Origin of the sequence: Rahnella sp. NRRL B-41462, assembly GCF_003263525.1 — a bacterium.
Classification (GTDB): Bacteria; Pseudomonadota; Gammaproteobacteria; order Enterobacterales; family Enterobacteriaceae; genus Rahnella; species Rahnella aceris.
Map to the genome: position 1 here is coordinate 1 of NZ_JYDF01000050.1, position 25607 is coordinate 25607.

The window sequence follows — 25607 nt, forward strand, 5'->3', positions numbered from 1 at the left end:
CCGGGGCGTCCATATATGGAATACTAAATCTGGCCACCTGAATAGAGGTGATATCATCGCCTCATAGTCAAAACAGGTGACATTATGACCGGACGTAACAGACGTAATTTTAGCCCCGAGTTTCGCCTCGAAGCTGCCCAGCTTGTACTCGATCAGCACTACACCGTTGCCGCCGCTGCAACGGCAATGAATGTCGGTAAATCCACGATGGATAAATGGGTTCGCCAGCTTAAAGAAGAACGCGCAGGGAAATCCCCAAAGGCCTCTCCGATGACGCCTGAGCAACTTCGCATTCGTGAATTAGAAAAACGACTGCAACGTGTTGAAATGGAAAACGATATATTAAAAAAGGCTACCGCGCTCTTGATGTCAGACTCCCTGAACAATTCTCGTTAGTTGAGAAACTCAGGACGCGGTTTCCTGTTGCCTTTATTTGCAATGTGTTCGGGATCCATCGCAGTAGCTATCGGTACTGGCTAAGCCGACCGCAGAAACCTGATGCAAAACACATCATTATACTAAGCCTGGTTCGTGAAGTTTATCATGCCAGTAATGGCTCTGCGGGGGCCCGGAGCATTGCCGATATGGTCAGCGCAAAAGGTGTTCCGTTGAGTCGCTGGCGGGCCAGTAAGATAATGAAAGAGCTGAATATTGTTAGTTGCCAGCAACCGGATCATCGCTACAAAAAAGCCACAAAAGAGCATGTGGATATCCCTAATCATCTGGATCGCCAGTTTGCAGTAACGGAACCTAATCAGACCTGGTGCGGCGACGTGACCTACATCTGGACGGGCAAACGCTGGGCTTATCTGGCGGTTGTTCTGGATTTATTTTCCCGCAAGCCAATAGGCTGGGCGATGTCGTTTTCTCCGGACTCAGGTCTGACAGGAAAAGCATTAACGATGGCCTGGGAAGCCAGCTGACGTTATGTATCATTCTGACCAGGGAAGTCACTATACCAGCAGGGAATTCAGACGGTTACTGTGGCGTTATCGTATAAAGCAAAGCATGAGTCGCCGTGGAAACTGCTGGGACAACAGCCCAATGGAACGATTTTTTCGCAGCCTGAAATCAGAATGGGTACCGAACTGTGGATACGCTAATTTTAGCGAAGCAAATAGATCAATAACAAATTACATCATTGGTTATTACAGCCAGCTCAGACCCCACCAATATAACGGTGGCTTAACACCCAATGAGTCAGAGCGATTGTTCTGGAAAAACTCTAAAACTGTGGCCAGTTTTTGTTGACCACTTCAAAAATACCTACATTGGTCAGGCACTATCGACACCGGCCTTGCGCCGGTGTTTTTGCACCCATTCTGTAACCTTCTTGCACTCAAGCTATATCATTTTTGTAGTCCTTTTTTCTCCTCCCTTGTAAGCACACCAGTTTTAGTTCCACGCACTTTTTGAGATTTCCGGTTTCTGATCCCTTCCCAATATCTGTGCCAGGATAAATCAAAGATCCGGGCCTGTTTGCAGGCTTCGGATAAATTCTGCCGGAGTCTGGTTATTTAACGAGGAATGTGGCCCATCATGGTTATGTTCCTTCCGCCAGCGATTGAGCTTTTCTTGCGCATTTTCGATCGACAGGAACGAGTGGATATTCAGGCATTCCTGCAGATAACCCATTGAACGATTCGATCAATGGGTTATCTGCAGGCATGCCGGAGAGAAGTCCTTAGTAACTTTATTTTCGCATGCTCATCACTTTTGAAATGATTTGCCAATAAATACGTTCATAAATGGTGGTATTTACTTTTTTAATCAATAAATTATTTTACTCACTGTGCTGTTGCGTCATATGAAACGGTATAGTTTGGACGTATGGAAAGAAAATCTTCACCAAAACAAAGAGTAAGTTGTTGATTTAATTGAAAGGGAATATGCACTCAAAAGTGAAGGGAAACAGCCAGTAAAAGTAACTTAACCGGCTGTTTTTAAAGGCTAAAAATTAATGATCCTGAACCTGTTTATGAAACAGCTCCCTGAATACCGGATAAATATCTTCCTGTTCACGGATATGCTGCATGGCGAAATTATCGAATTTCTCCTGTAGCACTTCGTATTCACGCCACAGCGTCTGGTGGGCGCGGCGGGTGATTTCGATATAGCTGTAATAACGCACCATCGGCAGGATCTTCTGTGCCAGAAGCTGATGGCAGAGCGGGGAGTCGTCAGCCCAGTTATCGCCATCGGAGGCCTGCGCGGCGTAAATATTCCACTGCGCCGGGTCGTAGCGTTCCTGAATGACTTCATCCATCAGTTTCAGTGCACTCGAAACGATGGTCCCGCCGGTTTCCTGCGAGTAGAAGAACTCCTGTTCATCCACTTCTTTAGCCTGTGTATGGTGACGGATATAGACCACGTCGACGTTCTTATACGTCCGGCTCAGGAACAGATAGAGCAGGATATAGAAACGTTTGGCCATGTCTTTGGTTGCCTGATCCATCGAACCGGAGACATCCATCAGACAGAACATCACCGCCTGGCTCGAAGGCTCGGGGCGACGTTCATAGTTACGGTAGCGCAAATCAAAGGTATCGATGAACGGCGTTTTGGCGATTTTTGCCCGCAGCTCAGCAATCTCTTTACGCAGCCGTTCTTCTTCCAGTAATTGTGCTGGTTCGCTGTGCTCGACCTCGGTCAGCGTCGATTCCAGCTCACGCAGCTCGCGTTTTTTACCCGCTGTCATCGCCGTGCGGCGGGCCAGCGAGTTTTGCAAAGAGCGCACCACACTGATATTGGCCGGTACGCCATTAGACGTGTAACCGGAGCGGTGGGTTTTAAATTCATTCAGCTGTTTATGCTGGTTTTTTCTCAGGTTTGGCAGCGCCAGATCTTCAAACAGCAGATCGAGATATTCGTCCTTTGAAATCTGGAATGAAAACTCATCTTCGCCTTCACCATCCTTGCTGGCATCGCCCTGACCACTGCCGCCGCCACCGCCCCCCTGCGGTCGTTCGATGCGGTCATTCTGCACAAAGTGATCGTTGCCGGGATGAACACGGTGGCGCAAGCCACCGCGACCCTGATGAAACATGGGCTCGTTGATATCGGAATTGGGGATCGAAACGGATTCCCCGCTATCCACGTCGGTAACCGAACGCTTGTTGATGGCCTCGGCAATCGACTGTTTGATTTGCGACTTATAGCGGCGCAAAAAGCGCTGGCGGTTCACCGCGCTTTTATTCTTGCCATTCAGCCGACGGTCAATAAAATACGTCATATTTCCCCCAAACGACGTTGCCAACGATCTTCTGTTACGAGGATTTTCTTACGCGCAGGTACCATTCACACAGCAGGCGTACCTGTTTGCGTGTGTATCCTTTCTCCATCATTCTGTCGACAAAATCATCATGTTTTTTCTGTTCATCTGTCGACGTCTTGGCGTTAAACGAGATAACTGGCAGTAATTCCTCGGTATTTGAGAACATTTTTTTCTCAATGACCGTGCGCAGTTTTTCGTAACTGGTCCAGTTTGGATTGCGGCCGCTGTTATTGGCGCGGGCACGCAGCACGAAGTTGACGATTTCGTTACGGAAATCTTTTGGATTGCTGATCCCGGCCGGTTTTTCGATTTTTTCCAGCTCGGCATTCAGCGATTCACGGTCAAACAGTTGACCGGTATCCGGATCGCGGTATTCCTGATCCTGGATCCAGAAGTCAGCGTAGGTAACATAACGGTCGAAAATGTTTTGTCCGTATTCTGAATAGGATTCCAGATAAGCAGTCTGGATCTCTTTGCCGATAAACTCAGCGTATTTCGGGATCAGATAGCCTTTCAGGTGCTCCAGATATTTTTCAGCGATGTCCTGCGGGAACTGTTCGCGCTCGATTTGCTGTTCCAGCACGTAGAACAAATGCACCGGGTTGGCAGCCACTTCCACATGGTCAAAGTTGAAAACACGGGAGAGAATTTTAAACGCAAAGCGCGTCGACAGCCCGTTCATGCCTTCATCTACGCCCGCATAATCGCGGTATTCCTGATAGGACTTGGCTTTCGGGTCGGTATCTTTCAGGCTTTCACCGTCATACACCCGCATTTTGGAATAACTGCTGGAGTTTTCAGGCGTTTTCAGGCGCGAGAGAATCGAGAAGCGCGCGAGCGTTTCCAGAGTTCCCGGTGCACAAGGAGCATGCGAGAGTTCACTGTTGCTGAGCAGCTTGTCGTAGATTTTCATCTCTTCAGACACGCGCAGGCAATAAGGCACTTTCACGATGTACACACGGTCAAGGAAAGCTTCATTATTCTTGTTGTTACGGAACGTCACCCATTCAGATTCGTTGGAGTGCGCCAGAATAATGCCGTTGAACGGCAGGGCGGAGATCCCTTCGGTACCGTTATAGTTACCTTCCTGTGTCGCCGTCAGTAACGGGTGCAGCACCTTAATCGGTGCCTTAAACATCTCAACGAATTCCATCACACCCTGGTTAGCGCGGCATAAAGCACCGGAATAACCGTAAGCATCAGGATCATTTTGCGCGTGGTTTTCCAGTTTACGGATATCCACTTTCCCGACCAGTGCGGAGATGTCCTGGTTGTTTTCGTCGCCCGGTTCCGTTTTGGCGATGGCGATTTGTTCGAGAATCGACGGCCAGACTTTCACGACTTTAAACTTCGTGATGTCCCCCCCGAATTCATGCAGACGTTTTGCCGCCCATGGCGACATGATGGTGCCGAGATAGCGCGGAGGAATGTTGTATTCTTTTTCCAGAATATGCGCATCTTCCTGCGGATTGAACAGGCACAGCGGATGGTCGTTTACCGGGCTGCGTTCGCCGTTGGCGCTCAGCACGTAAATCGGTACACGTTGCATCAGGGATTTCAGCCGTTCGGCCAGTGATGATTTACCACCACCCACCGGGCCCAGTAAATAAAGGATTTGTTTCTTTTCTTCCAGACCCTGCGCGGCGTGTTTCAGGTAGGAGACAATCTGTTCGATAGCCTCTTCCATGCCGTAAAATTCTTCAAATGCAGGGTAACGTGCAACAACACGGTTCGAGAATAAACGCGACAGGCGTGGTTCAAGCGCGGTATCTACCATCGCTGGTTCACCGATTGCCATCAACAGACGTTCCGCCGCATTGACATAAGCACTGCGATCTTGCCGTGCAATGGTAAGAAATTCCTGCAGTGTGAACTCTTCGTCCTTGGCAGCCTCATAGCGCTGGCGATAATGGTCAAATATGTTCATACGATGCCCGTCCTTCGTTATTTTACCCTTCGTCTTTGGAACCGCACCTTCGTTGGCTTCGCTTGTTCACCCGGGTCACTTAACTGTGTAAGCTCATCGGGAATCATTCACTTGCCGCCTTGCTGCAATTCCAATGATTCGGGTAACGCACAGGTTAATGAGAGCTTTTTTCAGCGCTCCCGGAAGAAAGATCTCCCACCTGAAATACAGCAACCCTTATGCCAACTTGCAAAACCCCTTGGAAAGCGACAATCTCGATGGTTTGAGAACTGTCTTTATTCGGTGGGACGGGCAACCGTTCAGGCTAAGTCTTTCATCTATTTATAAGCGTAGTTTGGCATTAAGAAAATTTCCTCTCTGGTTTTGGCGTTTTTTAAGTCATATCAATGACTCAGTTGTGCGGAATGCTCTGAAAAGCCTTACAGGACGTGCCCTGCAGAGCGGAAGTTGTTTCTTTAGTCATTTTTATTTCATATTTTGCAGTTAAATTGTGCGATCGCCCCGGTTTTTCTGGATATGTCTTTTTATAGACCCAGAATTGCTAAGCGTGACGTTTAAGGTTCATTTACACTAGCGACGTTTTTTTACTTAATGGAATTAAGACAATGAAAATGATCAATCTAAAAACACTGTCCATCGTTAGCGCGGCAGTGCTTTGCAGTCATGCTGCCGTGGCGGGAACCTGGCAGGCGGGTGCATCTGCGCTGGTCGCTCCGGATCCGTACCGTGGTAATAATGACCACGTATACCCGGTACCGATCATCAATTACGACAATGATGATTTCTATTTTCACACCCTGATGGCGGGCTATTACCTGTGGAATGATGACGCCAACAAACTGAGCGTCACCGCCAGCTATTTCCCGTTGAGCTTTGACCCAAGCGACAGCGACGATAAGCGCATGAAGCGCCTCGATAAACGTCACTCAACGCTGATGGCCGGTCTGGCTTATTCGCATAATGCCGAGTGGGGTACCCTCCGCGCCAGCTTCAATGCGGATACGCTGGATACCAGCAATGGCATGACTGCTGATCTGGCTTATCTGTATGCCATTAAAGGCTCTAACTGGGCTGTGGTACCGGGCTTTGGTGTGACCTGGTTTAGCTCGAATCTCACCCAGTATTATTATGGCGTGACCAAAGACGAATCCCGTCGCAGTGGCTTCCATAGCTATTCCCCGAACGACAGCTTCAGCCCGTATGTTGAAGTCTCCGCAAAATATAACTTCACGCCAGCATGGCAAGGGTTCGTGACCGGCCGCTACCTGCGTCTGTCCAGTGAAGTGACCGACAGCCCGATCATCGAAAATAACTGGACTGGCGTGTTGTGGACGGGTGTGACTTACACCTTCTGAGGCAATGCACCATCATGGTGAACATATTGCACATTAGTGGGGCGTATCGCCCCATTTGCACATTTATAGATCAGTAAATTTTCAAAGAATCGAATTAACTTTTCAGCTATGACCCAACCGGAGGAAACAGATGAAAGCGAAGACCGTGCAATTGCCTGATGGCACGACAGTACCCGCAATCGGACAAGGTACCTGGTATATGGGGGAACGGAACAGTGATCTCCGTGCCGAAGTGAAGGCCTTGCAGCAAGGGCTGGATGCCGGTATGACGCTGATCGACACTGCAGAAATGTACGCGGATGGCGGTGCGGAAAGGGTGGTCGGTGAAGCGATATCCGGGCGGCGTGATGACGTGTTTCTGGTGTCAAAAGTGTATCCGCATCATGCCGGTGGCGCGAAAGCGATCGCCGCCTGTGAGCAAAGTCTGAAGCGTTTAAAAACAGATTGTCTAGACCTGTATTTGTTGCACTGGCGTGGTTCGATTCCGCTACATGACACTGTCGCGGCGATGGAAAAATTGCAGCAATCCGGCAAAATCCGGCGCTGGGGTGTCTCTAATCTTGATACTGACGATATGCAGGCGCTGTGGAACATCCCCGGAGGCAATGCATGCATGACCAATCAGGTGCTGTATCACGCGGCAGTCCGTGGCATTGAGTTTGACCTGCTGCCGTGGTGTGAGGAGCACAGCGTTCCCGTTATGGCCTATTGCCCGCTGGCGCAGGCCGGCAAGTTACGTCACGACGTCCTGACTGCACCGGTGATGCAGGAAATCGCCAACGCTCGGGGTGTCAGCAGCGCGCAGATTGCTCTGGCCTGGGTAACGCGCACCGGTAACGTGATCGCTATTCCTAAAGCGGTACAACCGCAGCACGTGAAAGATAATGCGGCGGCGCTGACGCTCAGCCTGACGGCCGATGAAATAGCACGAATTGACACAGTATTCCCGGCACCGAATCATAAAACGCCGCTGGATATGGTTTGAAGTCAATCATTCACATCGGTCATCAGACGATAAAAAGGGGCCATCTGGCCCCTATGTCATCTTTGCTGCAAACCTAAACCGGTTATTTACGGACAGAGAAGGTCACTGCCAGACGCGCTGGCGCGGCATGCGTAGAGGTGTGTGTATGGGAAACTTGCGCCGTTTCAACGCACACCATGGTTTTATATCCGTCATCCGGCATATCAGCCATGCTCACCGACAGTGCAGAACCCGGATTCCAGGCCACCACATCGGCGTTATTTTCATGTGCGACAACCAGCGTACGTTTCAGAACCGGATCAACGATTTCGCTGGTGGCTTGCGGCTGGGTGTAGATGCGGTCAGTCTGGCCCGTGAAGGTCAGATCACCGTCTTCCTGCTTGGCTTTTGCGCCATCGACTTTATCAATAAAGCTGTTGCCCAGGCCTTTAATAGTGACATCGGCGATGTCGCCAATGTTGAAATAGGTGTGCAGGGCGCTGTTGGCTTCGAAATCACCGGTTGATTCCAGCTCGATGTGGCAGGTTGCGCCGAGCGTGAAGCGTGCCGTCAGCGTGAATGCATGCGGCCATAATTCCAGTGTTTCAGGGGAGCTTTTCAGCGTTAAGGTCAGTACCACATTTTCGTCAGTTTCTTTGTGGTCAGTCAGTTCCCACGCAACGTTACGTGCAAAACCGTGTGAGGGTTTGCCCGCCGGACCAAACCACGGCCAGCATATAGGGATACCGCCACGAATCGCAACGCCTTCTTTGAACGCGCTGGCACTGCTCATCCATAGCACCGGCTCTTCGCCTTCAGGTTGCCATGCCAACAGATGTGCACCTTGCAGGGCAATGGCAGCACGGACTCTCGGATGAGTCACCACGAGTACCGGCAGTTCGTCGACAAGACGCTGGCTAACGGAGGTAGAGATTTGGTTTACGATCGGAAGAGAAAAGAGTTGTTCTGTCATTATCTAAAATCCTGTCAGGGTTAAACAATTACGATTTTGAACCAAGACTACACATGAACCAAACCCGTCTGTTTGATCGCACTCATGTGCTGATAAAAAAGTGCATCCGACAGAAAGCAAAAGGGCGACTTGCGTCGCCCTTCAATCAGTTCATTCACATAACCAATTATTTGGAAACGTGAGCGATCAGATCCAATACTTTGTTTGAATAGCCAGTTTCGTTGTCGTACCAGGAAACCAGTTTCACAAAGTTGTCGTTCAGCGCGATACCTGCTTTCGCATCGAATACGGAAGTCAGTTTTTCGCCGTTGAAGTCGGTAGATACTACGTCGTCTTCGGTGTAGCCCAGAACGCCTTTCAGATCGCCTGCTTCAGAAGCTGCTTTGATTACTGCGCAGATTTCTTTGTAAGACGCTGGTTTTTCCAGACGTGCAGTCAGGTCAACAACAGAAACGTTAGGAGTAGGAACGCGGAACGCCATACCCGTCAGTTTACCGTTCAGAGCTGGGATAACTTTACCTACTGCTTTAGCAGCACCGGTAGAAGAAGGGATGATGTTCTGGGATGCGCCGCGGCCGCCGCGCCAGTCTTTGTGAGACGGGCCATCAACGGTTTTCTGAGTTGCGGTAGTTGCATGAACAGTGGTCATCAGTGCTTCAACGATACCGAAGTTGTCGTTGATAACTTTAGCCAGTGGTGCCAGGCAGTTAGTGGTGCAAGATGCGTTAGAAACGATTTCCTGACCTGCGTATTCTTTATGGTTAACACCCATAACGAACATTGGGGTGTTGTCTTTAGAAGGACCAGTCAGAACAACTTTCTTAGCGCCTGCAGTGATGTGCTTACGAGCAGTCGCATCATCCAGGAACAGACCAGTAGCTTCAGCTACAACGTCAACGTTAACTTCATTCCATTTCAGGTTAGCTGGGTCACGCTCAGCGGTAACACGGATGGTTTTGCCGTTAACAACCAGGTGACCGTCTTTAACTTCAACAGTACCGTTGAAACGACCATGAGTTGAGTCGTACTTCAGCATGTATGCCATGTAGTCCGCGTCCAACAGATCGTTGATTGCTACGATCTCAATGTCAGAACGTTCTTGAGCAGCACGGAAAACAATGCGACCGATACGGCCAAAACCGTTGATACCTACTTTGATAGTCATATATTCCACCAGCTATTTTTTTAGTGAATAAAAGGTTGGTTGTAAAATTACAAAAACCTTGCTGAGCGTCAAGCGGAATCGTGTCAATTATTGCTGTAAGTCAAAGCGACGACCTACTCTTGCTCGCTTATTGCACGTTCCGTTTTTAAATCGGCTCACAACCACATGGGGGCGAAAAACAGAATATAAAGAGCCGGAAGATCAGGAGTGTGATCGCCATCACAAGTTGCAAGCTGGCTAACGCTGATGCCATACAGTTTAGGACAAAACGGGCAGACTCGTTGTTAATTTTTTGTTATTATAAACTGTTATTTAAGTTGATTTTTATATTCGTCAGAGAACGAGAATCATGAGCATTGAAGCCAAATCTTCCCCTACACTTGACCAACTCACTGAAATTCAACGTTATGTCACGCAGGAGCACGGTACAGAACCCCCGTTCTCCGGAAAGTTGCTGCACAACCGCCGCGAAGGGATTTATCATTGCGTGGTCTGTGAGTCAGCGCTGTTCTACTCCGATACCAAATACGATTCCGGCTGTGGCTGGCCAAGTTTTTATCAGCCAGTTAACCCTGATGCGATCAAATATCTCACTGATAATTCGCATAAAATGGCGCGTGTCGAAATCCGCTGCTCCCGCTGTGAAGCTCATCTGGGGCATGTTTTCCCGGACGGCCCGAAACCGACAGGTGAACGTTACTGCATAAACTCTGCCTCAATGAGCTTTACGGATGGCAAAAGTGGCAATAAAACCCGCGGTTAGTTCGCAAGAAAATGGTGATGTAATTTTACCGACAAAATCGATTCAGCTATTATTCAAAACCGTTTGAATAATACAGATGAACACAAGGTGCTCAGATGGAAATTAATCAACTTATTGATGTAATGACGCCGGAAATTTACGCACGTCTCGCGCAGGCAGTTGAACTCGGAAAGTGGCCGGACGGTGTCGCGCTGACGCCGGAACAGAAAGAGCACAGCCTGCAGGCCGTGATGCTGTATCAGTCGCGTCACAATGTTGATGCCCAGCACATGAGCATTGGCACGGACGGGCAGATTGTCACCAAAAGCAAGCAGGAACTGAAACAGCAATTTACGCAGGATACGCTGATTAAACTGAAGCCGGAGTAAGTGGGCGGGTTGCGAAAGTGCTGTTTGCTGATAAAGGCGCTGAAGCGCCTTTATCAAGTCAGACGGGAAGACAAATTCAGTCTGTTACTGCCTCAGAGGTACTGATTTTTGCCCCTGCTTTACGCATCGCTTCAACCGCTTCAGCACTGTCTTCGGGTTGCAGATTGACGCCACGGCAACCGTCGGTCAGCAGTGTCACCTGATAACCTTGCTCCAGCGCATCCAGCACCGTGAATTTCACACAGTAATCCGTCGCCAGCCCCATCACATACAAATGTGTAATCTGCGCCGCTTTCAGCCAGTCATTGAGCATCGTAGCAGCGCGATGTCCGTTATCGAAAAACGCACTGTAACTGTCGATGTCAGGATTGGTGCCTTTCTGCACCACAAAATCCACCTGCGGCAGATTCAGCCCCGGGTGAAATTCAGCGCCCGGTTCACGCTGAACGCAGTGAACCGGCCACCAGACTTGCGGCAGACCGTTCAGTTCGCCCGACGTCCAGGGCTCCGCGTGGGAATTCACCGCAAAGCTGCGATGTCCGGCCGGATGCCAGTCCTGCGATGCCACCACGGCGATGTCATGGCTTTTACACCATGTCATCATCTTATTGGCAACCGCAATCGTGGCGTCGCCGTCAGTCACGGCCAGCGCGCCGCTGCGACAAAAATCATTTTGCAGATCGACCAGCAACAAAGCAGATTTCATATCGCCCTCTTATTTATTCGGTGAGTTCGCCGCGCAGGTTTTGCTGCATCAGTTCGCGGATGTCCTCGGGAGTGTGTGACTGGCTGAGCAGATAATGCAACTTGGTCAGTGCCGCTTCCACGGTCATATCAAACCCGCTGATCACGCCGGAATGGGCGAGGGCGTTGCCGGTAGCATAGCCGCCCATGTTGACGCGCCCTGAAATACATTGCGTCAGATTAACCACCACAATGCCGCGCTCAGACGCGTCTTTCAGCACTTTCAGCAGGTCGCCTTTTTGCGGGGCGTTACCGACACCGTAGGAGCGCAGGATCAGCGCTTTTACCGGTTGCATCAGGAAGTTTTGTACCACTTCGGCGGAAATGCCCGGGTAGATCGTTATCACGCCGATAGGTTGTGGCGTGATGTGATGCACTTTCAGCTTCGCCGCAGGCACTTCAGGCAGTGACGGCGTGGAAAGTCGGCGAATGTGGATCCCGGCTTCCAGCAGCGGCGAAAGGTTCGGTGAGGCAAAGGCATCGAAACCATCTGCGTGCGCTTTGGTGCTGCGGTTGCCGCGATACAGACGGTTGTTGAAGAACAGGGTGACTTCGTTGACCGGATGATTCGCGGCGATATACAGCGAGTTCAGCAGGTTGATCTGACCATCAGAACGCAACGCTTCAAGCGGAATCTGTGACCCTGTCACAATCACCGGTTTGCTCAGATTTTCCAGCATGAACGACAGTGCAGAAGCGGTGAATGCCATGGTGTCGGTGCCGTGCAGGATAACAAAGCCGTCGTAGTCGTCGTAATGCGCCTGAATATCGTCGGCGATGTGCTGCCAGTCTTCCGGCGTCATGTCGGAGGAATCCATCAGAGGCGCGTATTCCTGAATGGTAAATTCAGGCATCTCAGGGCGATGGAATTCAGGCATCAGCGCCAGCTGACGTTGTAAATGGCCGGACACCGGAATGTAACCCTGTTCAGAACGCTGCATACCGATTGTGCCGCCGGTATAGGCAACGTAAATAGATTTTTTAGTCATCGAAGATGTTCTTTTTTAGAAAGGTGAAAGCAACTGCGCTAAGTATAAAGGCTTCGTGGCTGACGTCCCACCCTAAAAAAGCCCGGAGTTCTCAGCAAGAAGCTCCAGGCTGTGCATTAAGGCGATTCTTTATCCCACATTATCCCAAAACGGAACGTTACTTCACATCACCACAGGTCAGGCAGAGTGCGTAACGGTTCTGCGGATCGTTCATGTTGCTGAACAGGTCAGCCTGTGATTTCAGCGCCATGGCCATTTTGCTCACCGGCGCAGGCAGATACGCCTGGATTGCCGCCGGTAACATAGCGTGAACCGATGCGCTGACCTGCGAGAATACCAGGTCGCTCAGGCTTGGCTCACTGACATACCAGTTCAGTTGCCATTTTGGCAGTTTGGCCAGTTCAGCGGCTTTCTTCACGGCGTCATCGAAATCACCCAGCTCATCAACCAGGCCATTGGCTTTGGCATCTGAACCGATCCACACGTGGCCCTGGGCGATCTGGTCGATCTGCTCAGGCGTTTTGTGGCGTGAATCGGCAACCAGACCGAGGAAGGTTTTATAACCGTTCTCGATATTGAGTTGCATCATCTGCGAGAACTCCGGCGGCAGCGCTTTGGTGGAAGCGATATCCGCCAGCGGTGACGTTGCCACGCCGTCAGTATGCACACCCGCGTAATCGAGCGTGTTCTGGTACGTGTTGATTACACCAAAGATACCGATGGAGCCGGTGAGAGTGCTCGGGCTGGCGATGATGTAGTTGGCTGGTGTTGAAATCCAGTAACCGCCGGATGCCGCCATACCGCCCATTGAAACCACAACCGGTTTACCTGCGGCTTTCGCAGCCGCGAGTTCGGAACGGATCACTTCAGAAGCGCTGACGCTGCCGCCCGGGCTGTTAACGCGCAAGACAATCGCTTTCACTTTCGGATCCAGACGGGCATCACGAATTTGCTGTGCCGTGGTGTCGCCACCGACTGCGCCCGGTTGTTCTTCACCGTCGTTAATTGCACCGGTGGCAAAGATCACCGCGATTTGCGGATCGTTGTTGTCCGGTTTTGGCTTCGGCGAATAATCGTAAATGCTGGTGTAATTAAAGTCTTTGGTGTCTTTGTTCCAGCCAAAGGCTTTCACCATCTCGTTGTCGGCTTCGGTGCGTGACGCCAGTGCATCAACCAGCTTGGCTTTCAGCGCATATTGCGCCATATCACCGCCGGTTGCCTGCATACCCGCCAGCACGCCCGCCGCACCCGGGAACAGTTGTTCGGGCGTGATCTGACGGTTGGCTGACACGGTATTGAGATAGTTGGTCCACAATCCGCCAATCCAGCGGCTGTCTGCCTCACGGGCGTCAGGAGACATATCATCACGGATCAATGGCTCAACGGCAGATTTATAGGTTCCGACGCGGAAGATATTGGTGGTGACTTTCAGCTTATCCAGCAGGGATTTGTAATACAGATTGTTAGTGGCAAAACCGTGAAGATCGACCGCGCCCTGCGGCGACAGATAGATTTTGTTGGCGTAACTGGCCAGATAATATTGTGACTGGTTATAGCTGTCGCCGATGGCGTAAACCGGTTTGCCTGCATCGCGGAATTCACGCAGCGCTTTACCGATGTACTGCAGTGAAGACTGGTCGGTGCCGGTGAAATCGGTCAGCTGTAACACAATCCCGGTAACGTTTTTGTCGTCTTTAGCGGAGCGGATGGTCTCGACGAGATCAAACAGCGAGTTCTCCTGCAAGCGGCTGCTCGACGTGCCCAGCAATTCGCGGCCCCACTGACGGACTTTATTATTGACGGAAGGCTTGTCGACCACTGAGCCGCTGAGATCAACCAGCAGTGCACCTTGGGTCGTTTCGACAGGCTTGTCCTGCACGGCATACCAGATGCCAACACCAGCCAGAATAATGAGAATAAGGAATACGTTGAGAATGAATTCTCTGACGAAATTAAGAAGACGCCAGGTCCACTTAAAAAAACCGGCGATAATTCGCCACAATGTGCGCATGGTCTCTCCAACAAGACAGATAAGTCCCGCTATCCTAATGACCCGCCAGAAAAATGTCAGCTTTAAATCATGTCAGAGTTTGGCAGTGATGCATTATCTGAAAGCCAGTTGACCGTTGGAAAAAGGCGTTACGATTATGTTAACGTAATTCAAATAGCAATTATTCTCAGGAGAATATCATGGACGCTTTGGACTTATTACTTAACCGCCGTTCTGCTTCCCGCCTGGCTGCACCGGCACCGGCCGGTGAAGCGCTGCAAAACATCATCCATGCGGGTATGCGCGCCCCGGATCACGGTGCCCTGCAACCCTGGCGTTTTGTCATTGCTGAAAACGACGGCCTGACCCGTTTCAGTGAGGTGCTGCGCGCGGCCGCCATAAAAGACGGCGCGGATGAAAAAGCCATTGAGAAAGCCACGCAGGCGCCATTGCGCGCACCGCAAATTATTACCGTGATTGCCGTGTGCAAAGAAAGTCCTAAAGTACCGCAATGGGAACAGTTGCTTTCCGCCGGTTGTGCGGTTCATGCCATGCAGATGGCTGCACTGGCGCAGGGTTTTAACGGCATCTGGCGTACCGGCGCGTGGACTGATCATCCGGACGTACGCAAGGCATTCAAATGTGGTGAAAACGATAAAATCGTCGGTTTCCTGTATCTCGGTACACCGCAACTGAAAGCCAGTTTGCAGGTGATCCCGGCCGACAGCACGCCATTCGTCACGCATTTGTAAAATCAGACCGCTCGCTTATTAACCGGTTTTGATCGGCCTTTTCCGATTAAACCGGTTTTTTGCTGCCTAAATGAGCGACCGCCGTCGCGGATCCTTGTAACCATCTTACTAATTACGCCGTCAGCGGCTAACATAGCCACTCTGCATGATGAGGACGTAGTGAAATGAAGGGTGGGATAATGGAAATCTTTGTCGCGATTACACCGCAAACAGGTGCCTGTTGATGCGTCTGTTCATTGCCGAAAAACCCAGCCTTGCCCGCGCGATTGCGGATGTCCTGCCGAAACCTCATCGCCGGGGCGATGGTTATATTGCCTGTGGCAACGATCAGGTGGTGACCTGGTGCGTCGGCCACTTACTCGAACAGGCGCAGCCCGATGCCTACGACAGCCGCTTTGCGCGCTGGTCGCTCGCCGATTTGCCGATCATTCCTGAAAAGTGGCAGCTTCAGCCGCGTTCTTCCGTCGCCAAACAACTCAACGTGATTAAACGCTTATTGCTCGAGGCCTCGCAGGTTGTCCACGCCGGTGACCCGGATCGCGAAGGGCAGTTGCTGGTGGATGAAGTGCTGGATTATCTCGAACTGACGCCGGAAAAACGTCACGCGACCCAGCGCTGCCTGATTAACGATCTCAACCCGCAGGCCGTCGAACGCGCTATTGAGCGGCTGCGCGACAACCGTGACTTTATTCCGCTGTGTGTTTCCGCGCTGGCCCGCGCCCGTGCCGACTGGCTTTACGGCATCAATATGACCCGCGCCTACACCATTCTGGGGCGCAACGCCGGTTACAACGGCGTGCTCTCCGTCGGACGCGTACAGACCCCGGTTCTCGGACTGGTGGTCCGTCGCGATGAAGATATCGAAAACTTCGTGCCGAAAGATTTCTTTGAAGTAAAAGCGCATATCGTCACGCCTGCCGAAGAGCGCTTTGTCGCGCTGTGGCAGCCCAGTGATTCCTGCGAGCCGTATCAGGATGAAGAAGGGCGATTGCTGCACCGTCCGCTGGCCGATCATGTCGTGGCGCGTATTGCCGGACAACCGGCGATGGTCACCGGCTATAATGACAAGCGTGAGAATGATATTGCGCCGCTGCCGTTTTCACTCTCCACATTGCAGATTGAAGGCTCGAAAGCCTTTGGGCTGAGTGCTCAGCAAATTCTTGATATCTGCCAGAAATTGTACGAAACGCACAAATTGATTACGTATCCGCGTTCGGATAGCCGATACCTGCCAGAGGAGCATTTTGCCGGGCGTCATGCCGTGCTGAATGCCATTGGCGTTCACCGGCCTGACCTGATGCCACAACCGGCAGTGGATACCGATTTACGTAACCGTTGCTGGGATGACAAAAAGGTTGATGCGCACCATGCGATTATCCCGACGGCGCGCAGCAGTAACGTCAATCTGACGGATGACGAACGCAAAATTTACGGCCTGGTGGCGCGCCAGTATCTGATGCAGTTCTGCCCGGATGCGGTTTACCGCAAATGTGTTATCGACCTGGATATCGCGGGCGGTAAATTTATCGCCAAAGCGCGTTTTCTGGCCGAGGCGGGCTGGCGCACGTTGCTGGGCAGTAAAGAACGCGACGAGGAAAACGAAGGCACGCCACTGCCGGTGGTGGCCAAAGGTGACGAACTGTTGTGCGAGCGCGGAGAAGTGGTTGAACGCCAGACCCAGCCGCCGCGGCCTTTTACCGATGCTACATTGCTTTCCGCCATGACCGGGATTGCGCGTTTTGTGCAGGATAAAGAACTGAAAAAAATCCTGCGTGCGACAGATGGATTAGGTACGGAAGCAACGCGTGCCGGGATTATCGAGCTGCTGTTCCGCCGCGAATTTTTGTATAAGAAAGGGCGCTATATTCATTCCAGCGATACCGGCCGCGCGCTGATCCACTCGCTGCCGGACATCGCCGCCCGTCCGGATATGACCGCTGACTGGGAATCCACGCTGACGCGTATCAGTGAAAAGAGCTGCCGTTATCAGGATTTCATGCAACCGCTGGTCGCGACGTTGCAGAATCTCATCATGCAGGCCAAAACGAACCGGGTGTCTTCGGCATTCCGCAGTCTGCCTTCCAAACCGGCGGGCGCTGTGGCGAAAGGCAAAAGCGCCCCTAAACGCCGCAAAGCGAGTACCAAAGGGAAGGAAGCAAACAGTGATGAATAATGTTTTTATCCGTAAAGTTCTGATGGCAGCGCTGATCAGTTCCGCGTTGCTGGCTGCACCGGCGATGGCGAACCGCAGCAATATCGGCAACGGTACGGATGTCGTTGTGCCATTGCCGCCGCAAATCTGGCAGAACAGCGGCAACAACAATAACAGCGCGCCAACCTGCCACAATTGCTGTATCTACAACAACCAGAGTTACAGCGAGGGGGCCGTTGTCACGGCAGACAGCGTGGTCCTGCAGTGTTCCCGTGATCCGAATGTGGTGGGCACCAACGAACTCAAATGGCAAGTGTTGAAGAAATAACGCTTTCTTAAAATGTTCAGACAAAAAAGGCGCGAAACTGGCAACAGTCCGCGCCTTTTTATTTGCCATGATCGCTAACCGGCAAATTTTGCCAGATAAGCTTGTGCCAGCGGGATATCCGCCGGTGCCAGTTCAAACGACAGCACCTCATCCGGCGTTACCCAACAGATTTCAGAGTGACACTGTAACCTAATCTCGCCGGTAAACCCGCTGACCCGCCAGCCATGCAAACGAATTAACCGTTCAGACTGTTGCACAACGCTGGTAGCGATGAAATTTTCCACCGTGGCAGTGATGCCCATTTCTTCCTGCAACTCGCGCACTAATGCAGCAGGCTGGCTTTCCCCGGCTTCGACTTTGCCGCCGGGAAATTCCCACAAACCGGCCTGATCGCCGGACGCATCCCGACGGGCAAGCAGCAATTTGCCCTCGCGCTCAATCAGGGCGCGACCACATCAATCGTTTTCATGGTCATTACTTCAGGTCGAACGTCGCCCAGATTGGCGCATGGTCAGACGGCCTTTCCATCCCGCGGATATCGTAATCAATCCCGGTGGCGATACAACGCGCGGCCAGCGGCGTGCTCGCCATGATCAGATCAATACGCAGACCACGGTTTTCATCAAAGCCGCGTGAGCGGTAATCAAACCACGAGAATTTATCAGCGGTGTCGGGGTTGGCGGCACGGAAGGTGTCGATCAGACCCCAACCTTTCAGGCGATCCATCCACTCACGTTCTTCCGGCAGAAACGAACATTTACCGGTGCGCAGCCAGCGTTTGCGACTGTCTTCGCCGATACCAATGTCCAGATCGGTCGGGCTGATATTCACATCGCCCATCACCACGACCGGATTGTTCACCGACAAACTGGTGGTCAGGTAATCCTGCAAATCACGGTAAAACTTCTCTTTTGCCGGGAATTTAGTCGGATGGTCGCGGCTTTCACCCTGCGGGAAGTAACCGTTGATGACCGTCAGAATGCCTTGTGGCGTTTCGATATCGGTCATGATGATGCGGCGCTGAGATTCTTCATCATCACCGGGGAAACCACGGCGTACAGCGACGGGTTCTTGCTTGGTCAGCATGGCAACGCCGTAATGGCCTTTTTGCCCGTGATAAAACACGTGATACCCGTGCTGGCTGACTTCTTCCAGCGGGAACATATCGTCATGCACCTTGGTTTCTTGTAAACCAATAACGTCAGGCTGGTGCTGTTCGATTATTGCCGCAAGCTGATGTGGACGTGCGCGCAATCCATTGATATTAAAGGAGACGAACTTCATAGTCGGGAACCATTTGGCGATGAAATCAGAAGGGCGATAGTAGCAGAAAAAGGCGGGATGGCGAAACCAACATGTGCCGGATGCTGTCAGCAGAAATCACTATGAAAGCAAAATCCTTACCCGATCATCATGGCAGTCAGATGTCATTCAGCGAATTATTTTGTCAACTTTTCGTGACAGTCTCTTCTTCCGGTGTACATGAAAGAGTATTATGCCTGCAGCGATTTCCGCACCGGCAGAAAAAGGTCAACACTGATGCGTCTGGAAGTTTTTTGCGAAGACCGCCTGGGTCTCACCCGTGAACTCCTCGATTTACTGGTTTTACGCAGTATTGATTTACGCGGTATCGAGATTGCCTCGATTGGCCGTATTTACCTGAATTTTTCCCAACTGGATTTTGATACTTTTCGCGCCCTGATGGCTGAAATCCGCCGCATCGACGGCGTGACGGACGTCCGTACCGTGTCGTTCATGCCTTCCGAACGGGAGCATCGTGCGTTACGCGCTTTACTGGTTTCCATGCCGGAACCGGTTTTTTCCATTGATATGAAAGGCAAGGTCGAGCAGGCCAATCCGTCGGCGATGGCATTGTTTGAACTTGATGAAGACAAAATCCGCAATGTGACAGCAGCGAATCTGATCACCGGTTACAACGTCACGCGCTGGCTGGAAAGCGAAAATGCCCAGCCACACACCGAACGTATTGTGATCCGCAGCCAGGATTTCCTGATGGATCTCACGCCAATACATGTGGATGACGAAGACGAAAAAGGCGGAATTGCCGGCGCTGTCGTCATGCTCAAATCGGCTGCCCGCATGGGACGTCAGTTGCAGGATCTGACTGTTAACGATGACAGTGAGTTTGACCACATCGTCGCAGTCAGCACCAAAATGCGTCACGTTTTGGATCAGGCGCGTAAACTTGCCATGCTGGATGCGCCGCTGCTGATTGTCGGTGATACCGGCACCGGTAAAGATTTACTGGCGCATGCCTGCCATCTGCGCAGTGCACGCGGCAAAAAACCTTTCCTCGGTCTGAACTGTGCGTCGCTGCCGGATGACGTCGTAGAAAGTGAGCTGTTTGGCTACGCGGCAGGCGCTTATCCGAATGCGCTGGAAGGCAAAAAAGGCTTCTTTGAACAGGCTAACGGCGGCTCCGTGCTGCTCGATGAGATCGGTGAAATGTCGCCGAGAATGCAGATCAAACTGCTGCGCTTCCTCAATGACGGTACGTTCCGTCGCGTGGGTGAAGAGCACGAAGTGAAAGTGGATGTCCGCGTGATGTGCGCCACTCAGAAAAACCTGGTGGAACTGGTGCAGCGCGGCGAGTTCCGTGAGGATCTGTATTACCGCCTGAACGTGCTGAGCCTGACACTGCCACCACTGCGCGACCGTCCTGCGGATGTGATGCCGCTGACTGAACTGTTCGTGGCGCGTTTCTCGGATGAACAGGGGATGCCGCGTCCGAAACTGTCTTCACAGCTGGCGAATTACCTGACGCACTACGGCTGGCCGGGCAACGTCCGCCAGTTGAAAAATGCCATTTATCGTGCGCTGACGCAACTGGAAGGCGGAGAGCTACGCCCGCAGGACATCGTTCTGCCGGACTTTGACGCTGAAGTGACGATAGGTGAGGAAGCACTGAACGGTTCGCTTGACGACATCAGCAAACGTTTCGAACGCTCCGTGCTGACCCGGCTTTACCGCACTTATCCGAGCACGCGTAAACTGGCGAAACGTCTGGGCGTCTCACACACGGCTATTGCTAACAAACTGCGCGAATACGGCCTCAGCAGTCGTCGTGGCGAAACGGGCGACAGCGACGAGTAATTCCCGGTTCAGAAATTATGCACAATAAAAAAGCAACGGATTACGCCGTTGCTTTTTTTTATCTGCTAAGAAGTGATTATTTCAGCACAGCCAGCGCAGATTCATAGTCAGGCTCAGTGGTGATTTCATTCACCAGCTCGCTGTACAACACGTTATCCTGACCATCCAGCACCACAACCGCACGGGCAGTCAGACCGGACAATGCGCCATCGGTAATGCCCACGCCGTATTCGGATTTGAAATCACCGCCACGCAGGGTGGACAGGGTAATCACGTTGGACAGGCCTTCCGCGCCGCAGAAACGGGACTGTGCGAAGGGCAGATCAGCAGAAATGCACAGCACCACAGTGTTGTCGATGTCAGCCGCCAGTTGGTTGAATTTGCGGACGGACGTGGCGCAAACGCCGGTATCGATGCTTGGGAAAATGTTCAGGACTTTACGTTTGCCCGCGAAGCTGCTCAGGCTGACATCAGCAAGATCTTTAGCGACCAGGGTGAAAGGCTTAGCAACATCGCCTTTCTGAGGGATTTTGCCTGCAACGCTAACCGGGTTGCTTTGAAAGTGTACTGTCTGGGTCATGATTATTTCCTATTTCCATTTGAGTCAAACGGCTTTCAGTTTAGGGGAACAATGCTATGTTGGATATAGATTATTTGTTAATAAGTTGTATGTATTGATTGTATCCCGCAGGGCGCATTTCACTATTGGAGACGCTATGAGAAGTGTTCGCTTTTATCCTGAAGCCTGGCCGTTACATACGCCGTTTGTGATCTCCCGTGGCAGCCGCACTGAAGCGCGGGTGGTGGTGGTCGAAATAGAAGAAAACGGCATTCGCGGCGTCGGGGAATGCACGCCGTATCCGCGTTATGACGAGAGCGAAACCTCGGTAATGGCACAAATCGCCAGCGTCGTTACCGCTATAGAACAGGGTGCCAGCCGCGAAAAATTGCAACAGATACTTCCGGCAGGCGCCGCCCGCAATGCGCTGGACTGTGCGCTGTGGAACCTTGAATCCCAGACCAGTGGCCTGAATTTATGGCAACTGACCGGCACTGAACCGCTGCCTTCCATCAGCATGGCGCAGACAGTAAGTATCGGTTCGCCGGAAGCGATGGCGGAAGCGGCGCTGGCCTTGCAGCAAAAGGGGGCGACTCTGCTGAAAATCAAACTTGATGACCGCCTGATTGCCGAACGGCTGGTGGCGGTGCGTGCCGCCGTGCCGAACGCCTCGCTGATTATCGATGCCAATGAAGCCTGGCAAAGCGACGGGCTGGCGGCTCGCTGTCAGTTGCTGGCTGACCTCGGCATTCTGATGCTTGAACAGCCGCTGCCTGCCGGTGAGGATTCGGTACTGGAAAACTTTATCCACCCGCTGCCGATTTGCGCTGACGAAAGCTGTCATACGGTTGAAGGCTTACCGGCGCTGAAAAACCGCTATGACATGGTGAACATTAAACTGGATAAAACCGGTGGACTCACCGGTGCACTGGTGCTGGCAGAAGCCGCGCGTGAACAGGGTTTTGAGATTATGCTCGGCTGCATGTTGTGCACGTCACGGGCGGTTCGCGCAGCATTACCGCTGACGGCGGGGGCTAAGTTTATTGACCTTGATGGCCCGACCTGGCTGGCTCAGGACGTCGAACCGGCCATGAAATTTCACTGCGGTGGCATTGACGTTGCCGGTTCGGACTGACTTCGCCCGGCTTTTTATTCACCAAACCCGGCGGTTTTGTGCGCGAAGGCAAATCTGTAATGATTTCTTATAGGGAATTATTACCGGTAATGATAAAACTCGTGAATGTTTCAGGGCGTAGCCCTTTGTCAGTTCAGGAGAATTTATGCTGCAGGGAAATCCATTTCCGCTTTTATCGTATTCCGCATGCGCTGTGCTGGCGGCGCTGACTGCCAGTCAGGCTATCGCCGCTCAGGTTCCTGCCGGTTCCCCGCTCGCGACAAAACAGGAAATTGTCCGTCACATTAAAGACGAACCCGCCTCACTGGATCCGGCAAAAGTTGTCGGTCTGCCGGAAGCGCAGGTGGCGCGTGATTTATTCGAAGGGCTGGTGAATCAGGACGCCACCGGGAAAAATATTCCGGGCGTGGCGGAAAGCTGGCAAAACCAGAACAATCAGGTATTCCTGTTCACTTTACGCAAAGACGCCAAATGGTCGAACGGCGATCCGGTGACCGCACAGGATTTTGTCTATAGCTGGCAGCGTCTGGTGGATCCGAAAGGGTCATCATCCGGCGCGTGGTTTGCCGGGCTGGCCGGCATTGCTAATGCGGATGCGATTATCGCCGGGAAAATGCCGGTGGATAAACTGGGTGTGACCGCCGTCAGCCCGACGCTTTTACGCGTTACTCTGGATAAACCGGTGCCTTATTTCGTCAGTCTGCTGGCGAATTTCAGCCTGTTCCCGGTGCATAAAGCCACTGTTGAAAAATACGGTGATGAATGGACTAAACCGGGCAATCTGGTGGGTAACGGCGCGTATGTGCTGAAAGACCGCGTGGTCAATGAAAAGCTGGTGCTGGAACCGAACCCGTATTACTGGGATCATGCCCGCACGGTGCTGACGAAAGTCACCTTCGTGCCGATCAACAAAGAATCCAACGCCACGAAACGTTATCTGGCCAATGATATCGACATCACCGAGTCCTTCCCGAAAGACCAGTACAAAAAATTGCTGCACGATTTGCCGGGGCAGGTTTACACGCCGTATCAGCTCGGCACTTATTATTACGCCTTCAATACCCGCCGTGCGCCGACCGACGACGTCCGGGTGCGTCAGGCGCTTTCACTGAGCATTGACCGTAAAATTATTGCTGAAAAAGTGCTGGGCACGGGCGAAAAACCGGCGTGGCGCTTTACGCCGGATGTGACCAACGGCTTCAAACCGGTTGAAAGTGAGCTGCAGCAATATTCACAGGAAGAACTGAACGCACAGGCGAAAAGCCTGCTGGCGGCGGCCGGTTACGGCCCGTCAAAACCGCTGCATCTGACGCTGCTGTACAACACCTCGGAAAGCCATCAGAAGATTGCCATCGCAGTGGCATCGATGTGGAAAAAGACGCTGGGTGCCGATGTGAAACTGGTGAATCAGGAATGGAAAACGTACATCGACAGCCGCAACACCGGTAATTTCGATGTGATCCGCGCGTCCTGGGTCGGCGATTACAACGAAGCCTCGACGTTTCTGTCGCTGCTGACGTCCACACATAACGGCAACATCAGCAAATTCAGCAATGCGGAATACGATAAAGTCATCAGTGACGCCAGCCGTGAAACCAGCGAAGCGCGCCGCAATAATGACTACAACAAAGCCGAGCAGATTATTACCGGGCAGGCCCCCATTGCGCCGATTTATCAGTACACCAATGGCCGACTGATCAAACCCTGGGTGAAAGGCTATCCGATTAATAACCCGGAAGATGTGGCTTACAGTCAGGAAATGTACATCCTCAGACATTGATATTTCTGACGTAAAAAAGCGCCCGCAGTGAATAGCTGCGGGCGCTTTTCTTTTACCTCATCTTTCAGTTTTTACGGCTGAACAGACGTAGCAAGAGTGCCGCACCGGCCGCAATCGTTGCCAGCGCCACCACACCCGTCCAGCCACCGGTTGCCAGCGCTTTACTGCCGAGCGCCGCACCGGCTGACATGCCGATAAACACCACGGTGAACAGCAGGGCATTCAGTCTGCTGCGTGCCGCTGGTTCAAGGCCATACACCAGCGTCTGATGTGCCACCAGCGTGGCCTGAATACCTAAGTCAAAACCGATGGCGCTCAGCACAATCAGCGCCAGCTGAGCGTGCGATGACAACAGCGGTAACAGGAACATCGCCGCAAAAGAAATCATCACCAGTGCTGAACCCATTTGCGTGACCCGCGCCGGGCCTTTCTTATCGGCTAACGCACCGGCCAGCGGCGCAGCTAATGCCCCTGCTGCACCCGCCAGACCAAATGCCCCGGCCACTGCGCTGCCCAGATGGAACTGTTCGTTAAGCATAATCGCCAGCGTTGACCAGAAGGCACTGAACGCGACGGACAGCAAACCCTGAGCCAGTGCGGCATGACGCAGTGTTTTATAGTTTTTCCACAAGCCAAACATCGAGTGCAGCAGACCGGCATAACTGATACGCGTATCCGGTTTGAAACGCGGCAATACCCGCCAGAGCGCAACGCCAATCAGCGCGACGCTCAGCGCCGCCAGCTGATACATCACCCGCCAGCCAAAATATTCGGCCACAAAACCACTGAGTACGCGGGAAAGCAAAATCCCGACCAGAAGACCGGTCATCACCGTGCCGACCGTTTTCCCCCGTTGTGCGGCTGGCGCCAGATGCGCCGAGGCGGGCACGATATCCTGCGCCATGGTGGCACCGATACCGGTGATCAGGCTGGCGACCAGCAAACCGTGAATGCCTGGCACAAAACCACACAGCAACAACGCAGCGGCCAGTAAAATGCTTTTCAGCAGAATAATGGTGCGGCGGTCATGGCGGTCACCCAGCGGAATGAGAAACAGAATTCCCAATGCGTAACCGGCCTGTGTGAGCGTCGGAATCAGACCGACGGACGTGGTGCTGGCTTGCAGATTACCGCCCATAATGCCGAGCATCGGCTGGCTGTAGTAAATCGAGGCGACGCTTAACCCCGCACCGGCGGCCAGTGTAAAAATGATTTTGCCCGACAGGGCGGATCCCTCAACATGGGATGTGCTGGTAAGTTCTGACATAACGTGAC

20 protein-coding genes and 3 pseudogenes are annotated in these 25607 nt (G+C 52.2%); 11 read left to right on the forward strand and 12 right to left on the reverse strand.

What is annotated here, in order from left to right; translation table 11 throughout:
• Positions 1-84 precede the first annotated feature (84 nt).
• A pseudogene (locus tag UC14_RS13135) lies at positions 85-1251 on the forward strand (IS3 family transposase).
• A gap of 210 nt (positions 1252-1461) precedes the next feature.
• Here the strand turns inward: UC14_RS13135 and UC14_RS27090 are convergent.
• From UC14_RS27090 to yeaG, 3 genes and pseudogenes are all read right to left on the reverse strand, one after another.
• Positions 1462-1672: pseudogene (locus UC14_RS27090) on the reverse strand (transposase); the annotation flags it as partial.
• 285 nt (positions 1673-1957) lie between these two features.
• Complete coding sequence (locus UC14_RS13145) at positions 1958-3232, reverse strand: YeaH/YhbH family protein (RefSeq protein WP_013575357.1); 1275 nt, start codon at positions 3230-3232, stop codon at positions 1958-1960.
• Between the two features lie 34 nt (positions 3233-3266).
• Positions 3267-5201: a protein kinase YeaG gene (gene yeaG, locus UC14_RS13150; RefSeq protein WP_013575358.1), complete on the reverse strand. Its 1935-nt coding sequence runs from the start codon at positions 5199-5201 to the stop codon at positions 3267-3269.
• Between the two features lie 605 nt (positions 5202-5806).
• Between yeaG and UC14_RS13160 the strand changes: the two genes are divergently transcribed.
• Positions 5807-6556, forward strand: a complete 750-nt coding sequence (locus tag UC14_RS13160) for a MipA/OmpV family protein (RefSeq protein ID WP_013575359.1) — start codon at positions 5807-5809, stop codon at positions 6554-6556.
• 130 nt (positions 6557-6686) lie between these two features.
• Positions 6687-7541, forward strand: a complete 855-nt coding sequence (locus tag UC14_RS13165; protein ID WP_112197860.1) for an aldo/keto reductase — start codon at positions 6687-6689, stop codon at positions 7539-7541.
• An 82-nt stretch (positions 7542-7623) separates the two neighbouring features.
• Here the strand turns inward: UC14_RS13165 and UC14_RS13170 are convergent, their stop codons facing one another.
• A complete protein-coding gene (locus UC14_RS13170; RefSeq protein WP_112197861.1) occupies positions 7624-8493 on the reverse strand; it encodes a D-hexose-6-phosphate mutarotase in 870 nt (289 codons plus the stop codon).
• Between the two features lie 166 nt (positions 8494-8659).
• A complete protein-coding gene (gene gapA, locus UC14_RS13175; protein ID WP_013575362.1) occupies positions 8660-9658 on the reverse strand; it encodes a glyceraldehyde-3-phosphate dehydrogenase in 999 nt (332 codons plus the stop codon).
• Between the two features lie 349 nt (positions 9659-10007).
• On the opposite strand from gapA, the gene msrB reads away from it, so the two are divergent.
• Positions 10008-10421: a peptide-methionine (R)-S-oxide reductase MsrB gene (gene msrB, locus UC14_RS13180; protein WP_013575363.1), complete on the forward strand. Its 414-nt coding sequence runs from the start codon at positions 10008-10010 to the stop codon at positions 10419-10421.
• A gap of 95 nt (positions 10422-10516) precedes the next feature.
• Positions 10517-10789, forward strand: coding sequence for a YeaC family protein (locus UC14_RS13185; RefSeq protein WP_015689892.1), 273 nt, complete (start codon positions 10517-10519; stop codon positions 10787-10789).
• Between the two features lie 76 nt (positions 10790-10865).
• On the opposite strand, the gene pncA is transcribed toward UC14_RS13185, so the two are convergent.
• The 3 genes from pncA to sppA form a co-directional block, all read right to left on the reverse strand.
• A complete protein-coding gene (gene pncA, locus UC14_RS13190; RefSeq protein WP_112197862.1) occupies positions 10866-11495 on the reverse strand; it encodes a bifunctional nicotinamidase/pyrazinamidase in 630 nt (209 codons plus the stop codon).
• Between the two features lie 13 nt (positions 11496-11508).
• A complete protein-coding gene (gene ansA, locus UC14_RS13195) occupies positions 11509-12522 on the reverse strand; it encodes an asparaginase (RefSeq protein ID WP_112197863.1) in 1014 nt (337 codons plus the stop codon).
• 157 nt (positions 12523-12679) lie between these two features.
• A complete protein-coding gene (gene sppA, locus UC14_RS13200; protein WP_013575367.1) occupies positions 12680-14533 on the reverse strand; it encodes a signal peptide peptidase SppA in 1854 nt (617 codons plus the stop codon).
• 179 nt (positions 14534-14712) lie between these two features.
• Between sppA and UC14_RS13205 the strand changes: the two genes are divergently transcribed.
• From UC14_RS13205 to UC14_RS13215, 3 genes are all read left to right on the forward strand, one after another.
• Entirely contained in the window at positions 14713-15264 is a 552-nt protein-coding gene (locus tag UC14_RS13205; protein ID WP_013575368.1) for an NAD(P)H nitroreductase, read from the forward strand.
• 223 nt (positions 15265-15487) lie between these two features.
• A complete protein-coding gene (locus tag UC14_RS13210) occupies positions 15488-17437 on the forward strand; it encodes a DNA topoisomerase III (RefSeq protein WP_183065299.1) in 1950 nt (649 codons plus the stop codon).
• Positions 17430-17744 carry a DUF1496 domain-containing protein gene (locus tag UC14_RS13215; RefSeq protein ID WP_013575370.1) on the forward strand — a complete coding sequence of 105 codons (315 nt, stop codon included), beginning with the start codon at positions 17430-17432 and terminating at the stop codon, positions 17742-17744. The genes UC14_RS13210 and UC14_RS13215 overlap by 8 nt, the downstream gene beginning before the upstream one ends.
• A gap of 74 nt (positions 17745-17818) precedes the next feature.
• On the opposite strand, the pseudogene UC14_RS13220 reads toward UC14_RS13215, so the two are convergent.
• Both UC14_RS13220 and xthA read right to left on the reverse strand, forming a co-directional pair.
• A pseudogene (locus UC14_RS13220) lies at positions 17819-18219 on the reverse strand (pyrimidine (deoxy)nucleoside triphosphate diphosphatase).
• The gene (gene xthA / locus UC14_RS13225) at positions 18219-19028 is read right to left on the reverse strand and encodes an exodeoxyribonuclease III (RefSeq protein ID WP_013575372.1); all 810 of its coding nucleotides are present in this window, start codon (positions 19026-19028) and stop codon (positions 18219-18221) included. The pseudogene UC14_RS13220 and the gene xthA overlap by 1 nt, the downstream one beginning before the upstream one ends.
• A gap of 255 nt (positions 19029-19283) precedes the next feature.
• Here xthA and tyrR point away from each other — a divergent pair, with 255 nt between their 5' ends.
• Positions 19284-20858, forward strand: a complete 1575-nt coding sequence (tyrR, locus tag UC14_RS13230) for a transcriptional regulator TyrR (protein ID WP_015689897.1) — start codon at positions 19284-19286, stop codon at positions 20856-20858.
• Positions 20859-20934: 76 nt separating this feature from the next.
• On the opposite strand, the gene tpx is transcribed toward tyrR, so the two are convergent.
• Entirely contained in the window at positions 20935-21438 is a 504-nt protein-coding gene (tpx, locus tag UC14_RS13235; protein ID WP_015689898.1) for a thiol peroxidase, read from the reverse strand.
• A gap of 136 nt (positions 21439-21574) precedes the next feature.
• Between tpx and ycjG the strand changes: the two genes are divergently transcribed.
• Positions 21575-22552, forward strand: a complete 978-nt coding sequence (gene ycjG, locus UC14_RS13240; RefSeq protein WP_015689899.1) for an L-Ala-D/L-Glu epimerase — start codon at positions 21575-21577, stop codon at positions 22550-22552.
• 145 nt (positions 22553-22697) lie between these two features.
• Entirely contained in the window at positions 22698-24332 is a 1635-nt protein-coding gene (locus tag UC14_RS13245) for an ABC transporter substrate-binding protein (RefSeq protein ID WP_112197865.1), read from the forward strand.
• A 64-nt stretch (positions 24333-24396) separates the two neighbouring features.
• Here the strand turns inward: UC14_RS13245 and UC14_RS13250 are convergent, their stop codons facing one another.
• Entirely contained in the window at positions 24397-25599 is a 1203-nt protein-coding gene (locus UC14_RS13250; RefSeq protein ID WP_112197866.1) for an MFS transporter, read from the reverse strand.
• Positions 25600-25607 lie beyond the last annotated feature (8 nt).